This window comes from Azospirillum thermophilum (assembly GCF_003130795.1).
GTDB classification, from domain to species: domain Bacteria; phylum Pseudomonadota; class Alphaproteobacteria; order Azospirillales; family Azospirillaceae; genus Azospirillum; species Azospirillum thermophilum.
Genome location: NZ_CP029352.1, coordinates 1,317,234 through 1,338,777, shown reverse-complemented (window position 1 = coordinate 1,338,777; position 21,544 = coordinate 1,317,234). Strand labels below are relative to the sequence as shown.

The 21,544-nt window shown below is 68.4% G+C and carries 19 protein-coding genes and 1 pseudogene; 14 read left to right on the top strand and 6 right to left on the bottom strand.

The window, feature by feature from the left end; translation table 11 throughout:
• The first annotated feature begins 22 nt into the window (after window positions 1-22).
• Complete coding sequence (locus tag DEW08_RS06000; protein WP_211107072.1) at window positions 23-880, top strand: dienelactone hydrolase family protein; 858 nt, start codon at window positions 23-25, stop codon at window positions 878-880.
• A 20-nt stretch (window positions 881-900) separates the two neighbouring features.
• Here DEW08_RS06000 and DEW08_RS05995 read toward each other — a convergent pair whose 3' ends face one another.
• From DEW08_RS05995 to DEW08_RS05970, 6 genes are all read right to left on the bottom strand, one after another.
• Window positions 901-1,782, bottom strand: a complete 882-nt coding sequence (locus tag DEW08_RS05995; protein WP_109325193.1) for an EamA family transporter — start codon at window positions 1,780-1,782, stop codon at window positions 901-903.
• 56 nt (window positions 1,783-1,838) lie between these two features.
• The gene (locus DEW08_RS05990) at window positions 1,839-2,027 is read right to left on the bottom strand and encodes a hypothetical protein (RefSeq protein ID WP_109325192.1); all 189 of its coding nucleotides are present in this window, start codon (window positions 2,025-2,027) and stop codon (window positions 1,839-1,841) included.
• 75 nt (window positions 2,028-2,102) lie between these two features.
• A complete protein-coding gene (locus DEW08_RS05985) occupies window positions 2,103-2,405 on the bottom strand; it encodes a hypothetical protein (protein ID WP_109325191.1) in 303 nt (100 codons plus the stop codon).
• Window positions 2,406-2,480: 75 nt separating this feature from the next.
• Entirely contained in the window at window positions 2,481-2,789 is a 309-nt protein-coding gene (locus tag DEW08_RS05980; RefSeq protein WP_109325190.1) for a hypothetical protein, read from the bottom strand.
• A gap of 117 nt (window positions 2,790-2,906) precedes the next feature.
• A complete protein-coding gene (locus tag DEW08_RS05975; RefSeq protein ID WP_109325189.1) occupies window positions 2,907-4,736 on the bottom strand; it encodes a cyanobactin maturation protease PatG family protein in 1,830 nt (609 codons plus the stop codon).
• A gap of 643 nt (window positions 4,737-5,379) precedes the next feature.
• Entirely contained in the window at window positions 5,380-5,976 is a 597-nt protein-coding gene (locus tag DEW08_RS05970; protein WP_109325188.1) for a hypothetical protein, read from the bottom strand.
• Between the two features lie 205 nt (window positions 5,977-6,181).
• On the opposite strand from DEW08_RS05970, the gene dnaE reads away from it, so the two are divergent.
• From dnaE to lpxA, 13 genes and pseudogenes are all read left to right on the top strand, one after another.
• Window positions 6,182-9,667: a DNA polymerase III subunit alpha gene (dnaE, locus tag DEW08_RS05965; protein ID WP_109325302.1), complete on the top strand. Its 3,486-nt coding sequence runs from the start codon at window positions 6,182-6,184 to the stop codon at window positions 9,665-9,667.
• Between the two features lie 212 nt (window positions 9,668-9,879).
• A complete protein-coding gene (gene rpsB, locus DEW08_RS05960; RefSeq protein WP_109325187.1) occupies window positions 9,880-10,659 on the top strand; it encodes a 30S ribosomal protein S2 in 780 nt (259 codons plus the stop codon).
• Between the two features lie 129 nt (window positions 10,660-10,788).
• A complete protein-coding gene (gene tsf, locus DEW08_RS05955; protein WP_109325186.1) occupies window positions 10,789-11,721 on the top strand; it encodes a translation elongation factor Ts in 933 nt (310 codons plus the stop codon).
• Between the two features lie 83 nt (window positions 11,722-11,804).
• The gene (gene pyrH, locus DEW08_RS05950) at window positions 11,805-12,560 is read left to right on the top strand and encodes a UMP kinase (protein WP_109325185.1); all 756 of its coding nucleotides are present in this window, start codon (window positions 11,805-11,807) and stop codon (window positions 12,558-12,560) included.
• A 40-nt stretch (window positions 12,561-12,600) separates the two neighbouring features.
• Window positions 12,601-13,122 (top strand): ribosome recycling factor, encoded by a 522-nt coding sequence (frr, locus tag DEW08_RS05945; protein WP_211107128.1) that lies wholly within the window; start codon window positions 12,601-12,603, stop codon window positions 13,120-13,122.
• A 5-nt stretch (window positions 13,123-13,127) separates the two neighbouring features.
• Window positions 13,128-13,880 carry an isoprenyl transferase gene (locus DEW08_RS05940; RefSeq protein WP_109325183.1) on the top strand — a complete coding sequence of 251 codons (753 nt, stop codon included), beginning with the start codon at window positions 13,128-13,130 and terminating at the stop codon, window positions 13,878-13,880.
• Window positions 13,825-14,673 carry a phosphatidate cytidylyltransferase gene (locus DEW08_RS05935; protein WP_109325182.1) on the top strand — a complete coding sequence of 283 codons (849 nt, stop codon included), beginning with the start codon at window positions 13,825-13,827 and terminating at the stop codon, window positions 14,671-14,673. Before DEW08_RS05940 ends, DEW08_RS05935 begins: the two co-directional genes overlap by 56 nt.
• A complete protein-coding gene (locus DEW08_RS05930) occupies window positions 14,664-15,860 on the top strand; it encodes a 1-deoxy-D-xylulose-5-phosphate reductoisomerase (RefSeq protein WP_109325181.1) in 1,197 nt (398 codons plus the stop codon). Before DEW08_RS05935 ends, DEW08_RS05930 begins: the two co-directional genes overlap by 10 nt.
• A 22-nt stretch (window positions 15,861-15,882) precedes the next feature.
• A pseudogene (rseP, locus tag DEW08_RS05925) lies at window positions 15,883-17,015 on the top strand (RIP metalloprotease RseP).
• A gap of 78 nt (window positions 17,016-17,093) precedes the next feature.
• Window positions 17,094-19,388 (top strand): outer membrane protein assembly factor BamA, encoded by a 2,295-nt coding sequence (bamA, locus tag DEW08_RS05920; RefSeq protein WP_425429092.1) that lies wholly within the window; start codon window positions 17,094-17,096, stop codon window positions 19,386-19,388.
• Between the two features lies 1 nt (window position 19,389).
• The gene (locus DEW08_RS05915; protein ID WP_168220279.1) at window positions 19,390-20,043 is read left to right on the top strand and encodes an OmpH/Skp family outer membrane protein; all 654 of its coding nucleotides are present in this window, start codon (window positions 19,390-19,392) and stop codon (window positions 20,041-20,043) included.
• A gap of 220 nt (window positions 20,044-20,263) precedes the next feature.
• The gene (fabZ, locus tag DEW08_RS05910) at window positions 20,264-20,746 is read left to right on the top strand and encodes a 3-hydroxyacyl-ACP dehydratase FabZ (protein ID WP_109325179.1); all 483 of its coding nucleotides are present in this window, start codon (window positions 20,264-20,266) and stop codon (window positions 20,744-20,746) included.
• Window positions 20,743-21,537: an acyl-ACP--UDP-N-acetylglucosamine O-acyltransferase gene (lpxA, locus tag DEW08_RS05905; RefSeq protein ID WP_109325178.1), complete on the top strand. Its 795-nt coding sequence runs from the start codon at window positions 20,743-20,745 to the stop codon at window positions 21,535-21,537. The genes fabZ and lpxA overlap by 4 nt, the downstream gene beginning before the upstream one ends.
• Window positions 21,538-21,544 lie beyond the last annotated feature (7 nt).

Below are 21,544 nucleotides of genomic sequence, written 5' to 3'. Positions count from 1 at the left end.
GGCAACGAGGGAGGCGAGTACGGTGGACCAGAAGATCATCGACCTTTACGACGAGTACACCCATGCGCCGCTGCCGCGCCGGGTCTTCCTGGACCGGCTGGTGGCGCTGGCCGGCAGCGCCGCGGCCGTCCCGGCGATCCTGTCGCTGCTGGAGCCGAACTATGCCCGCGCCGCCGTGGTGGCCGAGGATGACGGGCGCATCGCCACCGACCGCACCAGCTACCAGGGGGCGACCGGCGACGTCCGCTGCTACGTCGCGCGGCCCAAGCTGGCCGACCAGTCGCCGGCCGTGGTGGTGATCCACGAGAACCGCGGCCTGAACCCCTATGTCGAGGATGTCACCCGCCGCCTCGCGACCGAGGGCTTCGTCGCCCTGGCGCCCGACATGCTGTCGCCGCTCGGCGGCACGCCCTCCGACCCGGACAAGGCGCGGGAGATGATCGGCCAGCTCGACGGCGACAAGGCGGTGAACGACATCGTCGGCGCGATGAGCTTCCTGATGGCCTACCGCTATTCCAACGCCAAGGTGGGGGCGATGGGCTTCTGCTGGGGCGGCGGCATGGTCAACCGGCTCGCCGTCAAGGCGCCCGACCTCAAGGCCGGCGTCGCCTTCTACGGCCCGCCGCCCGACCCGGCGCTGGTCCCCTCGATCAAGGCGCCGCTGCTGCTGCACTATGCCGGGCTGGACCAGAACATCAACTCGCGGGTCCCGGCCTATGAGGAGGCCCTGAAGAAGGCCGGCGTCTCCTACCAGATCCACATGTACGAGGGCGTCAACCACGCCTTCCACAACGACACCTCGGCCGAGCGCTACAACAAGGACGCCGCCGAGCTCGCCTGGACGCGCAGCGTGGAGTTCCTGCACAAGTCCCTGGGCTGACCCGTGGCCGCCGGCGCGGGTCAGACCCGCGCCGCCCGGGGCGCCGGCAGCTTCAGCACCGCCAGCGCCAGTCCGCAGAAGACCAGGGCCGAGCCGGCCAGCTTCATCGCCGTGAAGGACTCGCCCAGCACGAGAGCGCTGGAGCTCATGCCGAAGATCGGCACCAGCAGCGAGAAGGGCGCCACCAGGCTCGCCGGGTAATGGCGCAGCAGGAACCCCCAGGCGGCGAAGCCGAAGAGCGTGGCGCCGGCCGAGATGTAGACCAGCGAGGCGACGCCGGTCAGGCTGAGGCTGCCCAGCGCGTGCAGGATGCGCTCCGGCCCCTCCAGCACCAGCGACAGGCCCAGCAGCGGCAGCGGCGGGACGAGGCTGACCCACAGCATCAGCCGCAGCAGATCGGGCGCCCTGGCCTGCTTCATCATGATGTTGGAGACGCCCCAGGCCGCCGCGGCGGCCAGCACCAGCAGCAGGCCGAGCAGGGAGTTGCCCGCCGGCATCCCGCTGGCGATCAGCGCCACGCCGGAGAAGGCGACCGCCATGCCGGCGATCTGCCGCAGCCCCGGCCGGTCGCCCAGCACCAGCGCCGCGAACAGGGCGGTGAAGAAGGCCTGGCTCTGCAGGACCAGCGAGGCGAGGCCGGCCGGCATGCCGATGTCGATGCCGACGAACAGGAGCGAGAACTTCACCACCCCCAGCGCCAGCCCGATCCCCAGCACATACCGCCAGGGGACCGGCGGACCACCCCGCACGCCCAGCACCAGCAGGGGCAGCGCCGCCAGTGCGAAGCGCAGGCAGGAGAACAGGATCGGCGGGAAGTCGCGCAAGCCCAGCTTGATCGCGACGAAGTTGATCCCCCAGACGGCGGCGACCGCCATGGCGAGGGCGACATGGATGCTTCGCATGCGGGCAAGGGTAGGGGCGCCGCGCGGCGGCGGTCAACCCGTCCTGCCGCCGGTCCTCAGCTCTTGAACGGGAACCAGCTGTTCAGGACCGCCTGCCGGTGCTGGCAGCCGGAGCAGGGCGTGAAGCCGGCGGCCTTGGCGGCACGGGCCACCACGTCGCCGACGCCGCGGTCCTCGGGCCTGATGATCGGGGGAAGCCGCAGCCCGTTGCGCTTCGGCGGGGCATTTTCCGTGTCGTCGGACATGGCTGTCGCTCCTTCGGATGGGAAAGTCCCGGCCAGCGGCACGGCCGGCCGGGTGCGCTGCCGGGCGGCGGGGCCTCAGCAGCGGCCGAAGCACTCGCTGGCGACCTGCTTGCCGGCGACGGTCGCGGTGACGCAGGCGCCGGTGGGAAGCGGCCCGGTCGTGCAGAGCTTGGCGCACAGGGACGCCAGGGTGCCCGACGGGATCCAGCTCGGCACGCTGATGCACTTCTGACCGAGGATCGGCAGGTTGATGCAGGCCTGGCCGTTGCTGATCGTGGCCGTGATGCAGGTGTCGCCCGACGACGGCAGGACGCCGCCGTCAAGGGAGGTCATGGCGCCGCGGCCGGCCGCCGTCGCGGCATAGACGGGAAGACGCATGCGAAGCTCCTTATCGGGAGGATGTTCGGGGCGGAGCGCCCCGGGAACGGGCGAGGATCCCGGGGCTCCGTCCGATCAGCACCAGCCGAAGCACTGGCTCGCGATCTGCTGCCCCAGGGCGGAGACGGTGACGCAGGCGCCGGAGGGCACGCCCCACTTGGTGCAGACGTTGATGCAGGCCGACGCGGCGGTGCCCGACGGCAGCGGCGTGTTGACCGGGATGCAGACGTTGCCGACCACCGGAACGCTCAGGCAGACCTGGCCCTGGCCGTTGACGTTCACGCTGACGCAGGTGTCGCTCGGCATCACGCCGGCGGCCACGGCGTCGCCGGCGACGGTGTTGCTGCGGGTGGACGCCAGCGTGGCGTAGACGGGAAGATGCATTTTCCTCTCCTTTCACGATGTGGCTATGACAAGAGGGAATTCCGCCGGGAACCGGGGCCTTGGTGCCGGACGGAATGCCCGCCACCCGCCGCCGGCGGAATCCGCGTCACCGGTCGATCACTCTTCGAACCAGTGGCGCACCTGGCCCACGAGCACCGGAATGACGTCGCTGACGTCCACCGTGGCGCGGGCGACCAGATTGGCGATGTCCTGCCGCTGCTTGGGCGCGAAGAAGGTCAGCTTGACGTCCCAGCAGTTGGAGTTCTGGCGGGCGAGCGTGCTCTTCTCCACCTGGATGCTGCCCAGGCGCATGTTGGTGCCGACGGCGGCGTCGATGATCCCGTCGAACTCGTGGGCGCGCGTGGCGGCATAGTTGAAGGCGCGGTCGCGCGGCGCGGCGCCCAGGTTGCGGTTCTCGTAGTAGATCCGCTGCTGGATGCTCTCGTGCACCTGGCGGCGGCGCTCGGTCTGCGCGTCGGTCTTGGAGGCGTCGTCGCCCATGGCCTGGTTGACCAGCGCCGGGATGTTCCAGCAGTACATGCCGCGCATCTCGGGCACCAGGATCGGCACGGTGAAGCCGCTGGCGAGCGTGATCGAGCCGAAGACCGTCCCGGGGATCGACACGCGCTCGACCTCCGTGGTGATCTGCGCGTTCAGGAACTCGCGCAGGCGCACATAGGTCTCGGCGGCATAGGCGCCCATCGGGACGATGGCGTAGATCGGCTGACCGTCCAGCACCAGCGTCCACATGAAGGACGGGGCCAGGGTCGGATCCTGGGCCAGCGCCCCCAGCACCTTGTCCTCATGACCCGGCGTGACGACCTCCATGCCGAGCATCTGCCCCAGCGACTGGCGGCGCGACTCGCTGACATAGTCGATGCCGATCTCGCCCAGGGCATAGACCAGCCCGCCGTTGCCCGAGGTGCCGCAGTTGCCGGTCGGGCAGGGAGCCTCTTCCCCCGACGGGCGGACGGCGCCGACGGCCGGAGCCGGTTCCGGCAGGGCGGCCGCCGGAGCGGGAGCAGCCGGGACGCCGGCCGCGAGCGCGACGGCCGGATCGATAGCCACATCGGTGATGACATCGGTCATGAAGCCTTCCTCCTCCTGTGAAAGAAGCGCGTCCAAGGCGTCGAACGCGCGTGTCAGATTGAGACGGCCGCTCAGCAGGCGGTGAGCGGCGGCGGTGTCGCCGTCGGCCGGATCGGCGCTTTCCCGCAGGATGCGGCGGACCAGAAGCGGGTCGGGCGGCAGGCCCCGCCCCACCATCTCGCCCAGCATCCAGGCGGCGATGCCGCTGGTGACCGCGCAGGCGAAGCTGGTCCCGTTGCGCGGCTCCACCTCGCCCGACGGGGCGGCGGCGAGGATCGCGCCGCCGGGGGCGGTGATCCCGTTCTCGCGATAGGCCTCGCCCCAGTTGCTGGAGGGCAGCGGTCCCCCCTGGACGTCGACGGCGCCGACCGCCAGCACGGTCGGCAGTGCCGCCGGGACATGCTCGCAGTCGCAGCCGTCGTTGCCGGCCGCCGCGACCACCAGGACGCCGGCCTCCTCGCAGGCCTGGACCGCGGCGACGAGCGTCGGGTCGGGAGAGCCGCCCCGGGCAAGCTGCCCCCCGGAAATGTTGATGATCTGCGCCCCTTCCCGCAGGGCGGCCTGGATCGCCTCCGCAAGGTCGGCTTGCGAGCAGGGGCGGACGCTGCCCTGCGGCGTGTCCTCGTAGATCGGGACGATGACGCCGCGGCAGGCCGGAGCGATGCCTTCGAGAACCGTCCCGGGCTGACCGAAGATGATGCTGGCGACGGCGGTGCCATGCCGTGTCGACGGCCCGTCGGTTACGTCCGCGCGGGAATGGCCGGGGGCGTAATGGAGCTGTGCGCCGGCCAGGCACGGGTGTTTCAGGTCGATCGGACCATCGAGGATCGAAACCAGAATTTTCTCATGGCCGCGCATATCCGGCTCCCAACTCTGTCGTGAGGTTGAGTTTGCGGTGCAAAAGAACTTATCAGTTCAAGCGTGAGCCTGAATTGATGTTCTGTGCAGAAAAGGCTCTGCTATCTGTAGAAGCTTCGGAACATATGAACGTATGGCGGATTTTATGTTCTTAATTCGAAGGCCATGCGGTCTTGCGCCGAAAGTTATATTTCGACGGCATCGACGGTCAACAGGAATTTTTGATGGAATCAGGTATTTGTATTATCAAAAAAGATAACCAGCGTTCAAAGTATACGTATGTACCGTCGGTTGATAACTAATATGGCGCAGATTCTCCGCGCCACCTGCCGGTACGTGAAGTAATCGCTATTGTTATGGAGAGTGTTACCAGGCTTTGTGCGTAGAGATCTTGAAATGCCACTTTTTAAAGAATGAAAGGTGAGGGTGTTGTGGTTTGGAGCGAGCAAAAGATATGGCTATCGCAACGCAGGCGATCAATTTCACACAGTCGACTTTGTCGAATCTCGCCTGGGCACGCAGCTCTGCCGCCGGATGCGATTTGCTTCATCCGGCAAGCGGCGCAGGTCTCGCCAGCCGCCGGCCGTGGCGATCTGGTCTCGTGGTGGTGAGGAAGCGCCGCCGCCCGGTGCGGTGCGGCCGATCAGGACGCCGCGTTGAGGATGCGGCACTCGTCCGACGCGTTGATGGCCCAGGAGGAGCCGGAGAGGGGAATGCTCGCCACCGTGCCGCCGAGTGCCTCGCTGCGGAAGGTGACCCGCCGGGCACGGCCGAAGGGATCGAGCTCCTCCAGGAACTGGGCCGGCGGAATGGCGGCCCGCAGGCTGCCGTCGGGCATTCCCTTGGCCTGGAAGGGCAGGGTGGCGCCGGTGTCGAAGCTGGCGGTCAGGTCATAGTCCTGGCCGGCCTGCACGGGCTTGCCGGTGTCGCTCAGCGTCAGGCTCGCCTCGGCCGCGCCGGTGCGGAAGGTCAGGCGGGCGCCCCGGCTCGGCTTGTCGGCGCGGCAATAGGGCTTGGCCCCGTCCGGCTTGTGCAGGTAGACCGTCCAGCCCTTGCCGGAGCGCAGCGGCTTGCCCGGCCCTTCCTCGGCGGGCGGCGGCGGGGCCGGCGGCGGCGGCGGGGCGGTGGTCTGGCAGGCGGCGACCGTCAGCAGTGCTGCAGTCAGGCAGAGGACTCTGGCGGCCGGTCTCCGGAAGGCCGATCCCCGCGTCCCCGTCCCGGCGAAAAGCAGTCGCCCCATGCGGCATCCTCCCCAAGGCGTGTCCTCAACCGTGCCGCATCCATAACACGAACGGATGGAGCGGGCGACCATCCTGCGTGGTCGGGCTCCGCCGGCCGGATGTCTGGCTTGAGGACGGGTCATGCCGCAGGGGGTGCGTTTTGCCGCGAACTCCGCCAATATCGGCGCCGTCCCGTTTCCCGACCCGATCCTGCCAGCGGACCCGATGCCCCACGCCGATTTCATCCACCTGCGCGTCCATTCCGCCTACTCCCTGTCGGAAGGCGCGATCAAGGTGAAGGAGCTGGTGAAGCTCTGCCTGAAGCAGCAGATGCCGGCGGTCGCGGTCACCGACACCGGCAACCTGTTCGGCGCGCTGGAATTCGCGCTGGCCGCCGCCGATGCCGGCGTGCAGCCGATCATCGGCACGGTGCTGGGCATCACCCGCATCGGCCCGGCGCCCACCCGCCCCGGCCTGCCCGGCAAGGCGGCGCATCCCGACCAGATCGTCCTGCTGTGCCAGAACGAGCAGGGCTACCGGAACCTGATGAAGCTGGTCTCCAAGGCCTTCCTCGAGTCGGATCCGATGGCCGGCCCGCAGATCCCGATGGAGGCGCTGGAGGGTCGCTCGGACGGACTGATCGCGCTGACCGGCGGCCCGGCCGGTCCGATCGGCCGGCTGCTGGCGGAGGGCCAGAAGGATCTGGCGCTGGAGACGCTGGAGCGGATGAAGGCGCTGTTCCCCGGCCGGCTCTATGTCGAGCTGCAGCGGCACAGCGGCCATTTCCAGGAGATGGAGGACACGGTCGAGCCGGCGCTGGTCGAGCTCGCCTACGCGCACGACCTGCCGCTGGTGGCGACCAACGACTGCCACTTCGCCACGCCGGACCTGTATCAGGCGCACGACGCGCTGCTGTGCATCGCCGAGGGCGCCTATCTCAGCCAGACCGAGCGGCGGCGGCTGACGCCCGACCATTGCTTCAAGTCGGCGGAGGAGATGCGGCTCCTCTTCGCCGACCTGCCGGAGGCGGTGGACAACACGCTGGTGATCGCCCGGCGCTGCTCCTTCCTGCTGCGCCCGATCAAGCCGATCCTGCCGCCCTTCGCCTGCGAAGGCGGCCGCACCGAGGACGACGAACTGCGCGCCCAGGCCCGCGCCGGGCTGGAGATGCGGCTGGAGAAGGTCGTCTACACTCCCGGCATGACGGCCGAGCAGCGCGAACAGACCCGCAAGACCTATTTCGAGCGGCTGGAGTTCGAGCTGGACGTCATCGTCAAGATGAAGTTCCCCGGCTACTTCCTGATCGTGTCGGACTTCATCAAATGGGCGAAGAGCCAGGACATCCCGGTCGGGCCGGGCCGCGGCTCGGGCGCCGGCTCGGTCGTCGCCTGGGCGCTGACCATCACCGACCTCGACCCCCTGCGCTTCGGCCTGCTGTTCGAGCGGTTCCTGAACCCCGAACGCGTGTCGATGCCCGACTTCGACGTCGACTTCTGCCAGGACCGCCGCGAAGAGGTGATCCGCTACGTCCAGGACAAGTACGGCTACGACCGCGTCGCCCAGATCATCACCTTCGGTAAGCTGCAGGCGAGGGCGGTGCTGCGCGACGTCGGGCGCGTGCTGCAGATGCCCTACGGGCAGGTCGACAAGATCTGCAAGCTGGTGCCGAACAATCCGGCCAACCCGGTGACGCTGCAGCAGGCGCTCGACAGCGAGGAGATGCTGCGCCAGGCCCGCGACGGCGACGAGACGGTGCGCCACCTGATCGACATCGCGCTGAAGCTGGAAGGCCTCTACCGCCACGCCTCGACCCACGCGGCCGGCGTGGTGATCGCCGACCGGCCGCTGGACGAGCTGGTGCCGCTCTACCGCGATCCGCGGTCGGACATGCCGGTCACCCAGTTCAACATGAAGTATGTCGAGCAGGCCGGCCTGGTGAAGTTCGACTTCCTCGGCCTGAAGACTCTGACCGTGCTGAAGACGGCGGTCGACCTGATTCCCGGGAAGCCGGACCTGACGACCGTCACGCTGGACGACGAGAAGACGTACCATCTTCTCAGCCGGGCGGAGGCGACCGGCGTGTTCCAGCTCGAAAGTTCGGGCATGCGCGACGTGCTGCGCCGCCTGAAGCCGAACCGGCTGGAGGACATCATCGCGCTGGTGTCGCTCTACCGCCCCGGCCCGATGGACAACATCCCGAAATACATCCGGGTGAAGAACGGCGAGGAGCCGCCGGACTACATGAACCCGACCCTGGAGCCGATCCTGAAGGAGACCTTCGGGATCATGATCTACCAGGAGCAGGTCATGCAGATCGCGCAGGTGCTGTCCGGCTATTCGCTGGGCGGCGCCGACCTGCTGCGCCGCGCCATGGGCAAGAAGATCAAGGAGGAGATGGACGCCCAGCGGAAGATCTTCTGCGACGGCGCCGAACAGCGGGGCGTGGCCGCCGAGCAGGCCTCGATGATCTTCGACCAGGTGATGAAGTTCGCCGGCTACGGCTTCAACAAGAGCCATGCCGCGGCCTATGCGCTGGTCGCCTACCACACCGCCTACCTGAAGGCGAACCACCCGGTGGAGTTCATGGCGGCGTCGATGACGCTCGACCTCGGCAACACCGACAAGCTGAACGTCTTCCGGCAGGAGCTGGCACGCCTGAAGATCCGGCTGCTGCCGCCGGACATCAACAAATCCTCGGCCATCTTCGGCGTGGAGGCGCTGCCGGACGGGTCGAAGGCGGTGCGCTACGCGCTGGCTGCCGTGAAGGGCGTCGGGCTGCCGGCCATGAAGGCGGTGGTGGAGGAGCGGGCGAAGAACGGCCCCTACAAGAGCCTGTTCGACTTCGCCCGCCGGCTGGACCTGAAGACGATCAACAAGCGCCAGCTCGAGAACCTGACCTGCGCCGGTGCCTTCGACGGGCTGAACCCCAACCGGGCGCAGGTGCATGCGGCGCTGGAGACGCTGATCCGCTATGCCCAGGCCGAGGCGGCGGAACGCGAGAGCGGCATCGGCAACCTGTTCGGCGGCACGGGCCTGGGCAGCGGCCTGAAGGAGCCGGACCTGCCGAAGGTGGCCGACTGGGAACCGCTGGAGAAGCTGAAGCACGAGTTCGGCGCCATCGGCTTCTACCTGTCGGCCCACCCGCTCGACGCCTTCTCGGGTCCGCTCAACCGCATGAGGGTGGTCAGGTCGGCGGAGTTGGCCCAGGCCGTCTCGCGCGGCGGATCCACCCGCTACAAGATGGCGGGGATCGTCGTCAGCCGGAAGGAGAAGACCGCCAAGTCGGGCAACCGCTTCGCCTTCGTCGAGCTGTCGGACGCCACCGGCGGCTACGAGGTCACCTGCTTCTCGGAGGTGCTGGCGGCCAACCGCGACCTGCTGGAGGCCGGACGGCCGGTGCTGATGACGATCGACGCCCAGGTCAACGGCGAGGACATCCGCCTGACCTGCCAGGAGGTCAAGCCGCTGGAGGAGGCGGTCGCCTCGGTCAGCGACGGGCTGCGCATCGTCCTGCGCGACCCCGCCCCCCTCGACTCGCTGCGCGGCACGCTGGAGCGGCTCAACCGCGGCAAGGGCCGCATCCATCTTCTGGTGGAGCTCGACGCCCTGCGGGAGGTGGAGATCCAGCTTCCCGACACCTACACCATCACGGCGCAGAGCCGCGCCGCCCTGAAGGCCGTGCCGGGCGTGGTGGAGGTGGCGGAGCTCTGACGGCGCGGCGGCAAGGCGGCGCCCGTCGGCCGGGGCGCGCCAGGAACCCTCGCCAACCCTGTTGCCAAAGCCGGTCCGGCGGGCTATGTAAGCGCCGTCGTCAAAACCTCACGCGGGCTGGCGGTCCCTCGGCTTGACCCCGATGGCCCGATCCGGTGTCCATTCCCATGGACAATGCCCGCGGCGGAGCAACCGGAACAAGGACTTATTCCATGGCTATCCCGACCTTCACGATGCGCCAGCTGCTCGAAGCCGGCGTCCACTTCGGCCACCACACCCGTCGCTGGAACCCGAAGATGCAGTCGTACATCTTCGGCGTGCGCAACGGCGTGCATGTCATCGATCTGGAGCAGACCGTCCCGGCTCTGCACCGCGCCCTGCAGGCCGTGCGCGACGTCGTCGCCGGCGGTGGCCGCGTGCTGTTCGTCGGCACCAAGCGCCAGGCGCAGGAGCGGATCGCCGACGCGGCCGGCAAGTGCGGCCAGTACTTCGTCAACCACCGCTGGCTCGGCGGCATGCTGACCAACTGGAAGACGATCTCCCTGTCCATCAAGCGCCTGCGCGAGATGGAGGAGCGTCTGGGCGGCGACACCTCCGGCCTGACCAAGCGCGAGGTGCTGGAGCTGACCCGCGAGCGCGACAAGCTCGAGCGGGCGCTCGGCGGCATCAAGGAGATGGGCGGCCTGCCCGACATCATCTTCATCATCGACACCAACAAGGAGTCGATCGCCGTCAAGGAAGCCAACAAGCTGGGCATCCCGGTCGTGGCCGTCCTCGACAGCAACTCCGATCCGGACGGCGTGGCCTTCCCGATCCCCGGCAACGACGACGCGCTGCGCGCCATCGACCTGTACTGCGAGCTGATGACCGGCGCCGTGCTCGACGGCCTGCAGGCCGAGATGAGCGCTGCCGGCATCGACGTCGGCGCCCGTGAGGACGCCCCGGCCGAGCAGCTGCCGGAAGAGGAAGGCACCGAAGCCGCCCAGGCCTGATAACGGCCACCAGGGCAGCCGGGCCTTACCACCTTTGGCCCGGCTGCCTTTTTTATGAGTTGCCAGTCACTGGTTTTTTGTTGGTCAATCCGATCCGCTGTGGATCGCTGGGAAAGAAGAGGGCGCAACATGGCCGAGATTACCGCCTCGCTCGTCAAGGAACTGCGCGAGAAGACCGGCGCGGGCATGATGGACTGCAAGAAGGCTCTGGCCGAGACCAGCGGCGACCTGGAAGGTGCGGTCGACTGGCTGCGCAAGAAGGGCCTCGCCGCCGCCGCCAAGAAGTCGGGCCGCGTCGCCGCCGAGGGTCTCGTCGCCGTCGCCACCTCGGGCACCGTCGGTGCCGCCGTCGAGGTGAACGCCGAGACCGATTTCGTCGCCCGCAACGACAAGTTCCAGGCGTTCGCCGCCAAGGTCGCCGAGATCGCGCTGACCGGCAACGGCGAGGTCGAGGTGCTGAAGCAGGCCGCCTATCCGGGCACCTCGCACACCGTCCAGGACGAGCTGACCAGCCTGATCGCCACCATCGGCGAGAACATGAACCTGCGCCGTACCGCCCGCCTGGAGGTCTCCTCGGGCGTCGTCGTCAGCTACGTCCACTCGGCCATCGCGCCGGGTCTGGGCAAGATCGGCGTGCTGGTCGCCCTGGAGTCGACCGGCGATGTCGCCAAGCTGACCGAGCTCGGCAAGCAGATCGCCATGCACACCGCCGCCGCCCGTCCGGACGCGCTGGACATCGCCGACGTCGATTCCTCGGCGCTGGAGCGTGAGCGCAGCGTGCTGATCGAGCAGTCGCGCGCCTCCGGCAAGCCGGAGAACATCATCGAGAAGATGGTGGAAGGCCGCATCCGCAAGTACTACGAGGAAGTCTGCCTGCTGGAGCAGACCTACGTCATCGACGGCGAGACCAAGGTCCGCAAGGTGGTCGAGAACGCCGCCAAGGAGATCGGCGCGCCGGTCAAGGTGACGGGCTTCGTCCGCTTCGCGCTCGGCGAGGGCATCGAGAAGGCGCAGTCCGACTTCGCCGCCGAGGTGGCCGCGGCCGCCGGCGGTCAGGGCTGACCGTAGGATCGTGACGACGGGCCGGACGGCAGTCCGGCCCGTGCCTGCCTTCGCACTTGCGCCAACCGAACGGGAGCATCCCCATGGGCGAGACCGCCGGCACCCCCGAACCCCAAACCGGCACCCGGTACAAGCGGGTCCTGCTCAAGGTGTCGGGTGAAGCCCTGATGGGCCAGCGCGACTATGGCCTCGATCCCGAGGTCGTCGGCCGCGTCGCCCGCGAGGTCAAGGCGGTGATCGAGCTGGGCGTCCAGGTCAGCCTCGTCATCGGCGGCGGGAACATCTTCCGCGGCGTCAAGGGTGCCGCGGGCGGCATGGAGCGGGCGTCGGCCGACTATATCGGCATGCTCGCCACCGTGATGAACGCCCTGTCGATGCAGAGCGCGCTGGAGCGCATGGGCGTCAGCACCCGCGTCCAGTCGGCGATCCCGATGGCCTCGGTCTGCGAGCCCTACATCCGGCGCCGCGCCATCCGTCACATGGAAAAGGGCCGGGTGGTGATCTTCGCCGCCGGCACCGGCAACCCCTTCTTCACCACCGACACCGCCGCGGCGCTGCGCGCCTCGGAAATGGGGTGCGACGCCCTGCTGAAGGGCACGCAGGTGGACGGCGTCTACACCGCCGATCCGAAGAAGGTGAAGGACGCCACGCGCTACGAGACGCTGTCCTATCTGGAGGTCCTGTCGAAGGATCTGCAGGTGATGGACGCCTCCGCAATTGCCTTGGCGCGCGAGAATCACATCCCTATCCTGGTTTTCTCGATACACACCCCGGGCGCCTTCGCCGAAGTGATGCAGGGGCGTGGCAAGTACACCATCATAACGGAAGAAAGGGAGTAGGCCCGTGGCTGCGCCCGAGATCGCTGACCTGAAGCGCCGCATGGAAGGCGCGCTCGAGTCGTTTCGCAAGGAATTGAGCGGCCTGCGCACCGGCCGTGCCTCGTCCAGCCTGCTGGAGCCGGTGTCGGTGGAGGCCTACGGCAGCCGCATGCACCTGAAGGAGGTGGCGACGGTCAGCGTGCCGGAACCCCGCCTCATCACCGTGCAGGTGTGGGACCGCGGCATGACCAAGGCCGTCGAGAAGGCGATCCGCGACGCCGGCCTGGGCCTGAACCCGCAGACCGAGGGGCAGGTCATCCGCGTGCCGCTGCCCGACCTGACGCAGGAGCGCCGGGCCGAGCTGGCCAAGGTCGCCCACAAGTACGCCGAGCAGACCCGCGTCGCCGTCCGCAACATCCGTCGCGACGGCATGGATGCGCTGAAGAAGGCTGAGAAGGCCAGCGAGATCACGCAGGACGAGCACAAGGTCCAGGCCGACAAGGTCCAGGCCCTGACCGACCAGTTCATCAAGCTGATCGACGAGACCTTGGCGCAAAAAGAAAAGGACATCATGCAGGTCTGATCCGGATGCGCGACGCCGAAGACAGCCTGTCCCGGGACGGCCAGGGCCTGGAGCCCCCCACCCACGTCGCCGTCATCATGGACGGCAACGGACGCTGGGCCAAGGCGCGCGGCCTGCCGCGCACCGCCGGCCACAAGAAGGGGGTGGATGCCGTCCGCCGCACCGTCGAGGCGGCGCGCGAACTGGGCATCGGATACCTGACCATCTTCAGCTTCTCCTCGGAGAACTGGCGGCGGCCGGAGGAGGAGGTGTCCGACCTCATGTCGCTCCTGCGCTTCTACCTGCGCAGCGAGATCGCGGAGCTGCACAAGGCCGGCGTCCGCCTGAGGGTGATCGGCGACCGCAGCCGCCTGTCGGACGACATCATCCGCCTGATCGACAATGCCGAGCAGCTGACCGCCGGCAACCGCGTGATGACGCTGGTCGTGGCGCTCAGCTACGGTTCGCGGCAGGAGATCGCCGCCGCCGCCCGGCGTCTGGCGGAAGAGGTGGCGGCTGGGCGTCTCGACCCCGCGGCGATCGACGAGGCGGCCCTGTCCGCCCGGCTCTACACCGCGGACATCCCCGACCCCGACCTGATCATCCGGACCAGCGGCGAACAGCGGATCAGCAATTTCCTGCTGTGGCAGGCAGCCTATGCCGAGCTGGTCTTCGTCGACACGCTGTGGCCGGACTTCACCAAGCGCGACCTGGAGGCGGCGATTGAAGAGTTCCACCGACGGGAACGCCGCTTCGGCGCCACCACAGCCAGCCGGTAAGGCCGGCGACCTGAAACTCCGCGTTCTGTCGGCGCTGGTGATGGCGCCGGTGGTGCTGGCGGCCGTCTGGGCCGGCGGCTGGGTCCTGCGCGCCCTGCTGGTGGCGGCTGCCCTCCTGGCCGTCGCCGAATGGGTCAATCTGGTGCCGAGCACCCGCCGCTCCGCCGCCCTGCTGTCTTCCGGGGCCGGGGTCGTCGCCTCACTGGTCACGCTGATCGCCCTCGGGGCCGGTGCGGCGGTCGGTGTCGCCGCCCTCTTCATCCTCGTCGTCGCGCTGGCCGGCGGTGGCCGCGACCGCACGCTGCTCGGCATCGGCGTCTTCTACGTCTCGCTCGGCCTCATCGGGCTCGACTGGCTGCGGGACCGGCCGGACGACGGGCTGGCCCTCTTCCTCTACGCGATGCTGGCGGTCTGGGCGACGGACATCGGCGCCTATGCCGCCGGCCGCAGCATCGGCGGGCCGAAGCTGGCGCCGCGCATCAGCCCCAAGAAGACCTGGGCCGGGCTGATCGGCGGCATGGTCAGCGCCGGCCTCGCCGGCTGGGCCGTCGCCGAGGTCGCCGGAGCGGCGCAGCCGCTGCTCGCCCTCTTGGTGGCGGCAATGTCGGCGGTGGTCGCGCAGGCGGGGGATCTCTTCGAATCGGCGGTCAAGCGCCGCTACGACATCAAGGACAGCGGCCACCTCATCCCGGGGCATGGCGGCATCCTGGACCGCATCGACGGGCTTCTGGTCGCCGCCCCGGTGCTCGCCCTGTTTCACGCGACCATCGGAACGGCAGTATCATGGTGGTGACGCGCGAGACGCCGGCAGCCGGCAACCGGCGCCGGGTGACGATCCTGGGCTCCACGGGCTCGGTCGGCACGCAGACGGTGGACCTGATCGCCCGCAACCCGGAGCTCTACGAGGTCGAGGCGCTGACCGCCAACCGCAACGTGGCACTGCTGGCCGAGCAGGCGCTGCAGTTGCGGCCCCGCCTGGTGGTGCTGGCCGATCCCGGAGGGTACGGCGAACTGCGCCAGCGGCTGGCCGGCACCGGCATCGAGGTGGCGGCCGGCATGGACGCGGTGGTCGACGCCGCCCGCCGGCCCGCCGACTGGGTGATGGCCGCCATCGTGGGGGCCGCCGGGCTGGAGCCGACGCTGGCCGCCATCCAGCGCGGCGCCCGCGTCGCCTTCGCCAACAAGGAGGTGCTGGTCTGCGCCGGCGCCCTGATGATGGAGGAGGTGCGCCGGCACGGCGCCACGCTGCTGCCGGTCGACAGCGAGCATTCCGCCATCTACCAGGTCTTCGACTTCGAGCGGGCCGCCAGCGTGGCGCGCCTGATCCTGACCGCGTCCGGCGGGCCGTTCCGCACCAGGGACCGCGCCTTCATGGCGACGGCGACTCCGGAGCAGGCGGTCGCCCACCCGACCTGGGACATGGGCACCAAGATCTCGATCGACAGCGCCACCATGATGAACAAGGGGCTGGAGGTCATCGAGGCGCATTTCCTGTTCGGCATCCCGGAGGAGCGCATCGACGTGCTGGTCCATCCGCAGTCGGTGATCCACTCGCTGGTCGAATATGTCGACGGGTCGGTCCTGGCGCAGCTCGGCACGCCGGACATGCGCACGCCGATCGCCTACGCGCTGGGCTGGCCGGAGCGCATCGCGACACCGGCCGAACGGCTTGATCTGGTCAAGGCGGCGACGCTGACCTTCGAGGCGCCGGATCCCCAGCGTTTCCCGGCCTTGCGGCTGGCCCGGGCCGCCTTGCAAAGCGGGGGTGGCGCCCCTACTATTCTCAGTGCCGCCAACGAGGTGGCCGTCCAGGCGTTTCTCGACCGCCGGATCGGCTTCCTCGACATCGAACGCGTTGTCGAGGGAACGTTGACGGCGCTGCCCAATCGACCGCTGAGCGAGCTCTCGGCGGTGCGGGACGTCGACGCCGAAGCCCGCCGGGAAGCGGCCCGGTTCGTCCACGGCCTGGGCGGTCGCTGACCCGGTCGAGTCGAAGGGCCTTATGGACGTCATCGGCGGTTTCTGGACCTCGGTTCTCGCGTTTCTCCTCGTCCTGACCGTGCTCGTCTTCGTGCACGAGCTCGGCCATTACCTGGTCGCGCGCCGCAACGGCGTGCGGATCGAGGTGTTCTCCATCGGGTTCGGGCCGGAGCTGTTCGGCGTCACCGACCGGGCCGGCACCCGCTGGAAGTTCAGCGCCATTCCGCTGGGCGGCTACGTCAAGATGTTCGGCGACGCCGATCCGGCCAGCACGCCGGGCGCCGGCCTGCAGACCATGACGCGCGAAGAGCAGGCGGTGTCGTTCCACCACAAGCGGCTCGGACAGCGGGCTGCCGTGGTGGCCGCCGGTCCGATCGCCAACTTCGTCTTCTCCATCGTCGTCCTGACCGTCCTGTTCGCCACCGCCGGCCAGTCCTTCACGCCGCCGGACGTCGGCGGCGTGCAGCCGGGCAGCGCCGCCGAACGCGGCGGGCTGCAGCCGGGCGACGTGATCCTGTCGATCGATGGCGCCGGCATCCAGCGCTTCGAGGAAATCCGCCAGATCGTCTCGATCAAGCCGGGCGAGACGATGGAGGTCGTCGTGGAGCGCGACGGCCGCCGCCAGGCCCTGACCGTGACGCCGGACGCCCGCGAGGTGACCGACCGATTCGGCAACACGCACCGAATCGGACAGCTCGGCATCATGCGCGGCGGCGCCGAAATGAAGCGCCACGACCCGCTGACGGCCTTCTGGCAGGCGGGGCGCGAAGTCGCAGGCATGGTCTCCGGCACCTTCGTGGCGCTCGGCCAGATGGTCGAGGGGTCGCGCGGGACCGAGGAACTGGGCGGGCCGCTGCGCATCGCGCAGATGTCCGGCGAGGTCGCGCAGAGCGGCTGGTACCCGCTGGTGTGGTTCATGACCTTCCTCTCGGTCAATCTGGGTATGATCAACCTCTTCCCGGTACCCCTTCTCGATGGCGGCCACCTCCTTTTCTACGCCATCGAAGGCATCCTCGGCCGTCCCTTGGACCGAGAGCGCAAGAATACGGTTTCCGCATCGGTCTGGCTTTGGTATTAACGCTCATGGTTTTCGCCACGTGGAACGATCTCGTGCAACTTCGCGTGGTCGATTTCTTCCGGGGACTGGTGTCCTGACCCCAGCCCCTTGCCAGGGAGCGTGATTTGCCGGTGTCGAGCAAGGTTCTGGCGGCTGGCCTGTTGGCCGGCTGCGCCATGACGACGGTTTCGCTTGCTTTCGCGCAGGTGAATGGGTCGCCAGCGGGGGCCGAACCCCTGCGGCAGAATGGCACGCTGGTCGCCCAGGTCTTCTCGGGCGGCACGGTCCGGGACATCCGGGTCGAAGGGACGCAGCGAATCGAGCCCACGACCGTGCGCTCCTACCTCGCCATCCAGCCCGGCGATCCGTTCGACCCCGACCGCGTCGACCGCTCCCTGAAGGCGCTGTTCAACACCGGCCTGTTCGCCGACGTGCAGCTCCGCCGCGACGGCGACGTGCTGGTGGTCCAGGTTGCCGAGAACCCGATCATCAACCGCATCGCGTTCGAGGGGAACCGGCGGATCGACAAGGAGAACCTGGAGAAGGAAATCCAGCTTCGCCCGCGAGTCGTCTACACCCGCACCCGCGTGCAGAGCGACGTCCAGCGCATCCAGGAGATCTATCGCCGCCAGGGCCGCTTCGCCGCGACCGTCGAGCCGAAGATCATCCAGCTCGACCAGAACCGCGTCGACCTGGTGTTCGAGATCAACGAGGGGCCGCGCACCGGCGTGCGCGCCATCAACTTCGTCGGCAACGAGAAGTTCTCGGACGGGACCCTGCGCGAGAACATCCAGACGAAGGAATCGGCCTGGTGGCGCTTCCTGACGTCCGACGACAACTATGATCCCGACCGGCTGAACTACGACCGGGACCTGCTGCGCCGCTTCTACCTGAAGGAAGGCTACGCCGACTTCCGCGTCGTCTCCTCGGTCGCCGAGCTGACGCCGGAACGCGACGCCTTCTACATCACCTTCACGATCGAGGAAGGCGAGCGCTACCAGTTCGGCAAGATCGACATCAACACCACGTTGAAGCAGCTCGATCCGGCGACGCTGAACGACATCATGACCACCCGCGAGGGGGACTGGTACAACGCGCAGGAGGTGGAGAACACCATCACCAAGCTGACCAACGCGGTCGGCGACCTGCAGTACGCCTTCGTGGACATCCGGCCGCGGATCAACCGCAACCGTGAAACCCACACCATCGACATCACCTACGAGATCAACGAGGGACCGCGCGTCTTCGTCGACCGCATCGACATCACCGGCAACGTCCGCACCCTGGACAAGGTGGTGCGTCGCGAGCTGCTGCTGGCGGAGGGCGACCCCTTCAACAGCACCAAGCTGAAGCGGTCGGAGCAGCGCATCAAGGACCTCGGCTACTTCGAGCGGGTGAACATCACCACCGCCGAGTCGGCGGTGCCCGACCGCACCGTGGTGAATGTCGAGGTGACGGAGCAGTCCACCGGTGAAATCGCCATCGGTGCCGGTTTCTCGACCTCCGACGGTCCGCTGGCCGACTTCTCGATCCGCGAGCGCAACCTGCTCGGCAAGGGCCAGGACCTGCGCTTCGGCGCCACCGTGTCCGGCCGCCGCCAGGAATACGACATCTCCTTCACCGAGCCCTACTTCCTCGACCGCGACCTGTCGGCCGGTGCGGACATCTTCCGCGTCCGCCGCAACTATCAGGACGAGAGCTCGTTCAACGAGAAGAACACGGGCTTCGCGCTGCGCCTCGGCTATCCGCTGACCGAGCGGCTGCGCCAGCGCGTCTACTACCAGCTCCAGGACACGCTGATCGAGGAGGTGCCCTCCACCGCCTCGAAATACGTGAAGGAGCAGAAGGGCGAGCGCCTGACCTCGCTGATCGGCCAGGAGCTGACCTACGACGCGCGCAACAGCAAGCTGACGCCGACCGACGGCTATTTCGTCCGGTTGACCAACGACATCGCCGGTCTCGGCGGGTCGGTCCGCTTCCTGCGCAACCGTCTGACCGCCGGCTACTATGTTCCGCTCGGCGACGACCAGTGGGTGCTGAGCACCACGGGCGAGGTCGGCTACATCGTCGGCCTCGGCCAGAAGGTCTCGCTGGCCGACCGCTTCTTCATCGGCGGCGACACGCTGCGCGGCTTCAACACGGCCGGTATCGGCCCGCGCGACGTGAGCACCGGCGATGCCCTGGGCGGCACTCGCTATGCCCGCGGCTCGGTCGAGATGAGCTTCCCGCTGGGTCTTCCGGAAGAGTTCGGGCTGCTCGGCCATGCCTTCTCGGACGTCGGCACGCTCGGCAAGGTCGACATCAGCGACCCGAACGTGCGTACGGACGAAACCATCCGCGTGTCGGTCGGCACGGGCCTGTCGTGGAAGTCGCCGTTCGGGCCGATCCGGCTCGACCTGGCGATCCCGCTCCGCAAGGAGAACTACGACAAGAAAGAGCTCTTCCGCTTCAGCTTCGGAACCAGGTTCTAACATGCAAGTCAGCAAGATCAGGACGGCGATCGGTGCCGCCGCGCTGTCGGCCGCGATGGTCGCCGGTCTCTTCACCGTCTCGGCCCAGGCCCAGACCGCCGGTGCGCCCGCCGCGGCGCCCGCCGCTCCGGCCGGCCAGCAGGCGCCGGCCGGCGCCCCGGCCAACGCCACCGGCCCGCTGAAGGCCCCGGTGATCGCGGTGGTGGACGTCCAGCGCATCATGCAGGAGTCGAACGCCTCCAAGGGCATCTCCAAGTCCTTCGAGGCCCTGCGCGAGACCTACCAGAAGGAGATCTCGGCGCTGGAGGACAAGCTGCGCAAGTCGGAGGAGGAGCTGCGCAAGCAGCAGACCGTCCTCGCCCCCGACGCGCTGGCCGCCAAGCGCCGCGACTTCGAGAAGCAGGTCGGCGAGGTCCAGAAGACCGTCCAGACGCGCAAGCGGGCGCTGGAGACCTCGCTGAACGAGGCGATGGCCGTGGTCCACAAGAACATGGTCGAGATCGTGGCCGACGTCTCGCGCGAGCGTGGCGCCAACCTGGTGCTCGCCCGCCAGCAGTTCGTCCTGGTGGACACCCAGCTCGACGTCACCGAGACGGTGATGGAGCGCGTCAACAAGAAGCTGCCGCAGGTCACGCTGACCGTGCCGAAGCAGTAACCGCATCGCGACCAGGGCCGCCAGCGCGCCGGACGGGCGCTGGCGGCCCTTTTCGTTGGGCGCTTTGCGATTGGGACACCGTGATTTTTGCCGCCGACGCGTGCGGTTGAACTCCGCCCGGAATTCGGGCACAAGTCATCGGACAAGGACCTGGGCCGGCCTGCGGCCCGGTCGGTGGATCACGACGATCGACGGGTTTGGAAAGGCGGACGGCCGGACGATGGATGTAGCGGCAGAGAACAACGCGCAGGGCAGCAAGGTTCCGGACATCGACATCACGCGGATCATGCAGATGATCCCGCACCGGTACCCGATCCTGATGATCGACCGGGTGGTGGACGTCGTGCTCGGCGAATCCGCCGTCGGCATGAAGAACGTCACGATCAACGAGCCCTATTTCCAGGGTCACTTCCCGTCGCGCCCGGTGATGCCCGGCGTGCTCATCATCGAGGCGATGGCCCAGACCTCCGCCGTGCTGGTGGTCGCCACGCTCGGCAAGGAGTCGGAAGGCAAGCTGGTCTACTTCATGACCGTGGACGAGGCGCGCTTCCGCCGCCCGGTCACCCCCGGCGACACCGTCCACATCCACGTCACCAAGCAGCGCCAGCGCGCCAACGTGTGGAAGTTCAAGGGCGAGGCCAAGGTCAACGGCGTCCTGGTCGCCGAAGCCGTCTATTCCGCCATGATCCTGGACGAGAAATGACCGTCACCATCCATCCGACCGCCGTCGTCGATCCGGCCGCGACGCTGGGCGAGGGCGTCTTCATCGGCCCGTTCTCGGTCGTCGGGCCGAACGTCGAACTCGGCGACGGCGTGCGGCTGGTGTCCCATGTGGTGGTGGAGGGGCGCACCCGGATCGGCAAGGGGACGGAGATCTATCCCTTCGCCTCGATCGGCCACCGGCCGCAGGATCTGAAGTATCATGGCGAGCCGTCGGAGCTGATCATCGGCGCGCACAACCAGATCCGCGAGCATGTCACCATGAACCCCGGCACCGAGGGGGGCGGGATGGTGACCAGGGTCGGCGATCACGGCCTGTTCATGATGGGCAGCCACGTCGCGCACGACTGCATCGTCGGCGACCACGTCATCATGGCCAACAACGCCACGCTGGGCGGCCATGTGACGCTGGGCGACTACGTCATCATCGGCGGCCTGTCGGCCGTCCGCCAGTTCGTGCGCATCGGCGCCCATGCCATGATCGGCGGCATGTCGGGCGTCGAGAACGACGTGATCCCCTATGGGCTGGTCATGGGCGACCGCGCCCGTCTGGCCGGGCTGAACCTGGTCGGGCTGGAGCGGCGCGGCTTCAAGAAGGACGACATCCACGCCCTGCGCGCCGCCTACCGGATGCTGTTCGGCCCGGAGGGCACCTTCGCCGAGCGGGTGGAGGAGGTCGGCCGCGACTTTGCCGACCGTGCGCTGATCACCGACGTGCTGGACTTCATCCGCGCCAAGGAAGCACGCTCGCTCTGCCAGCCGCGCGAGGGCTGAGGCGGGA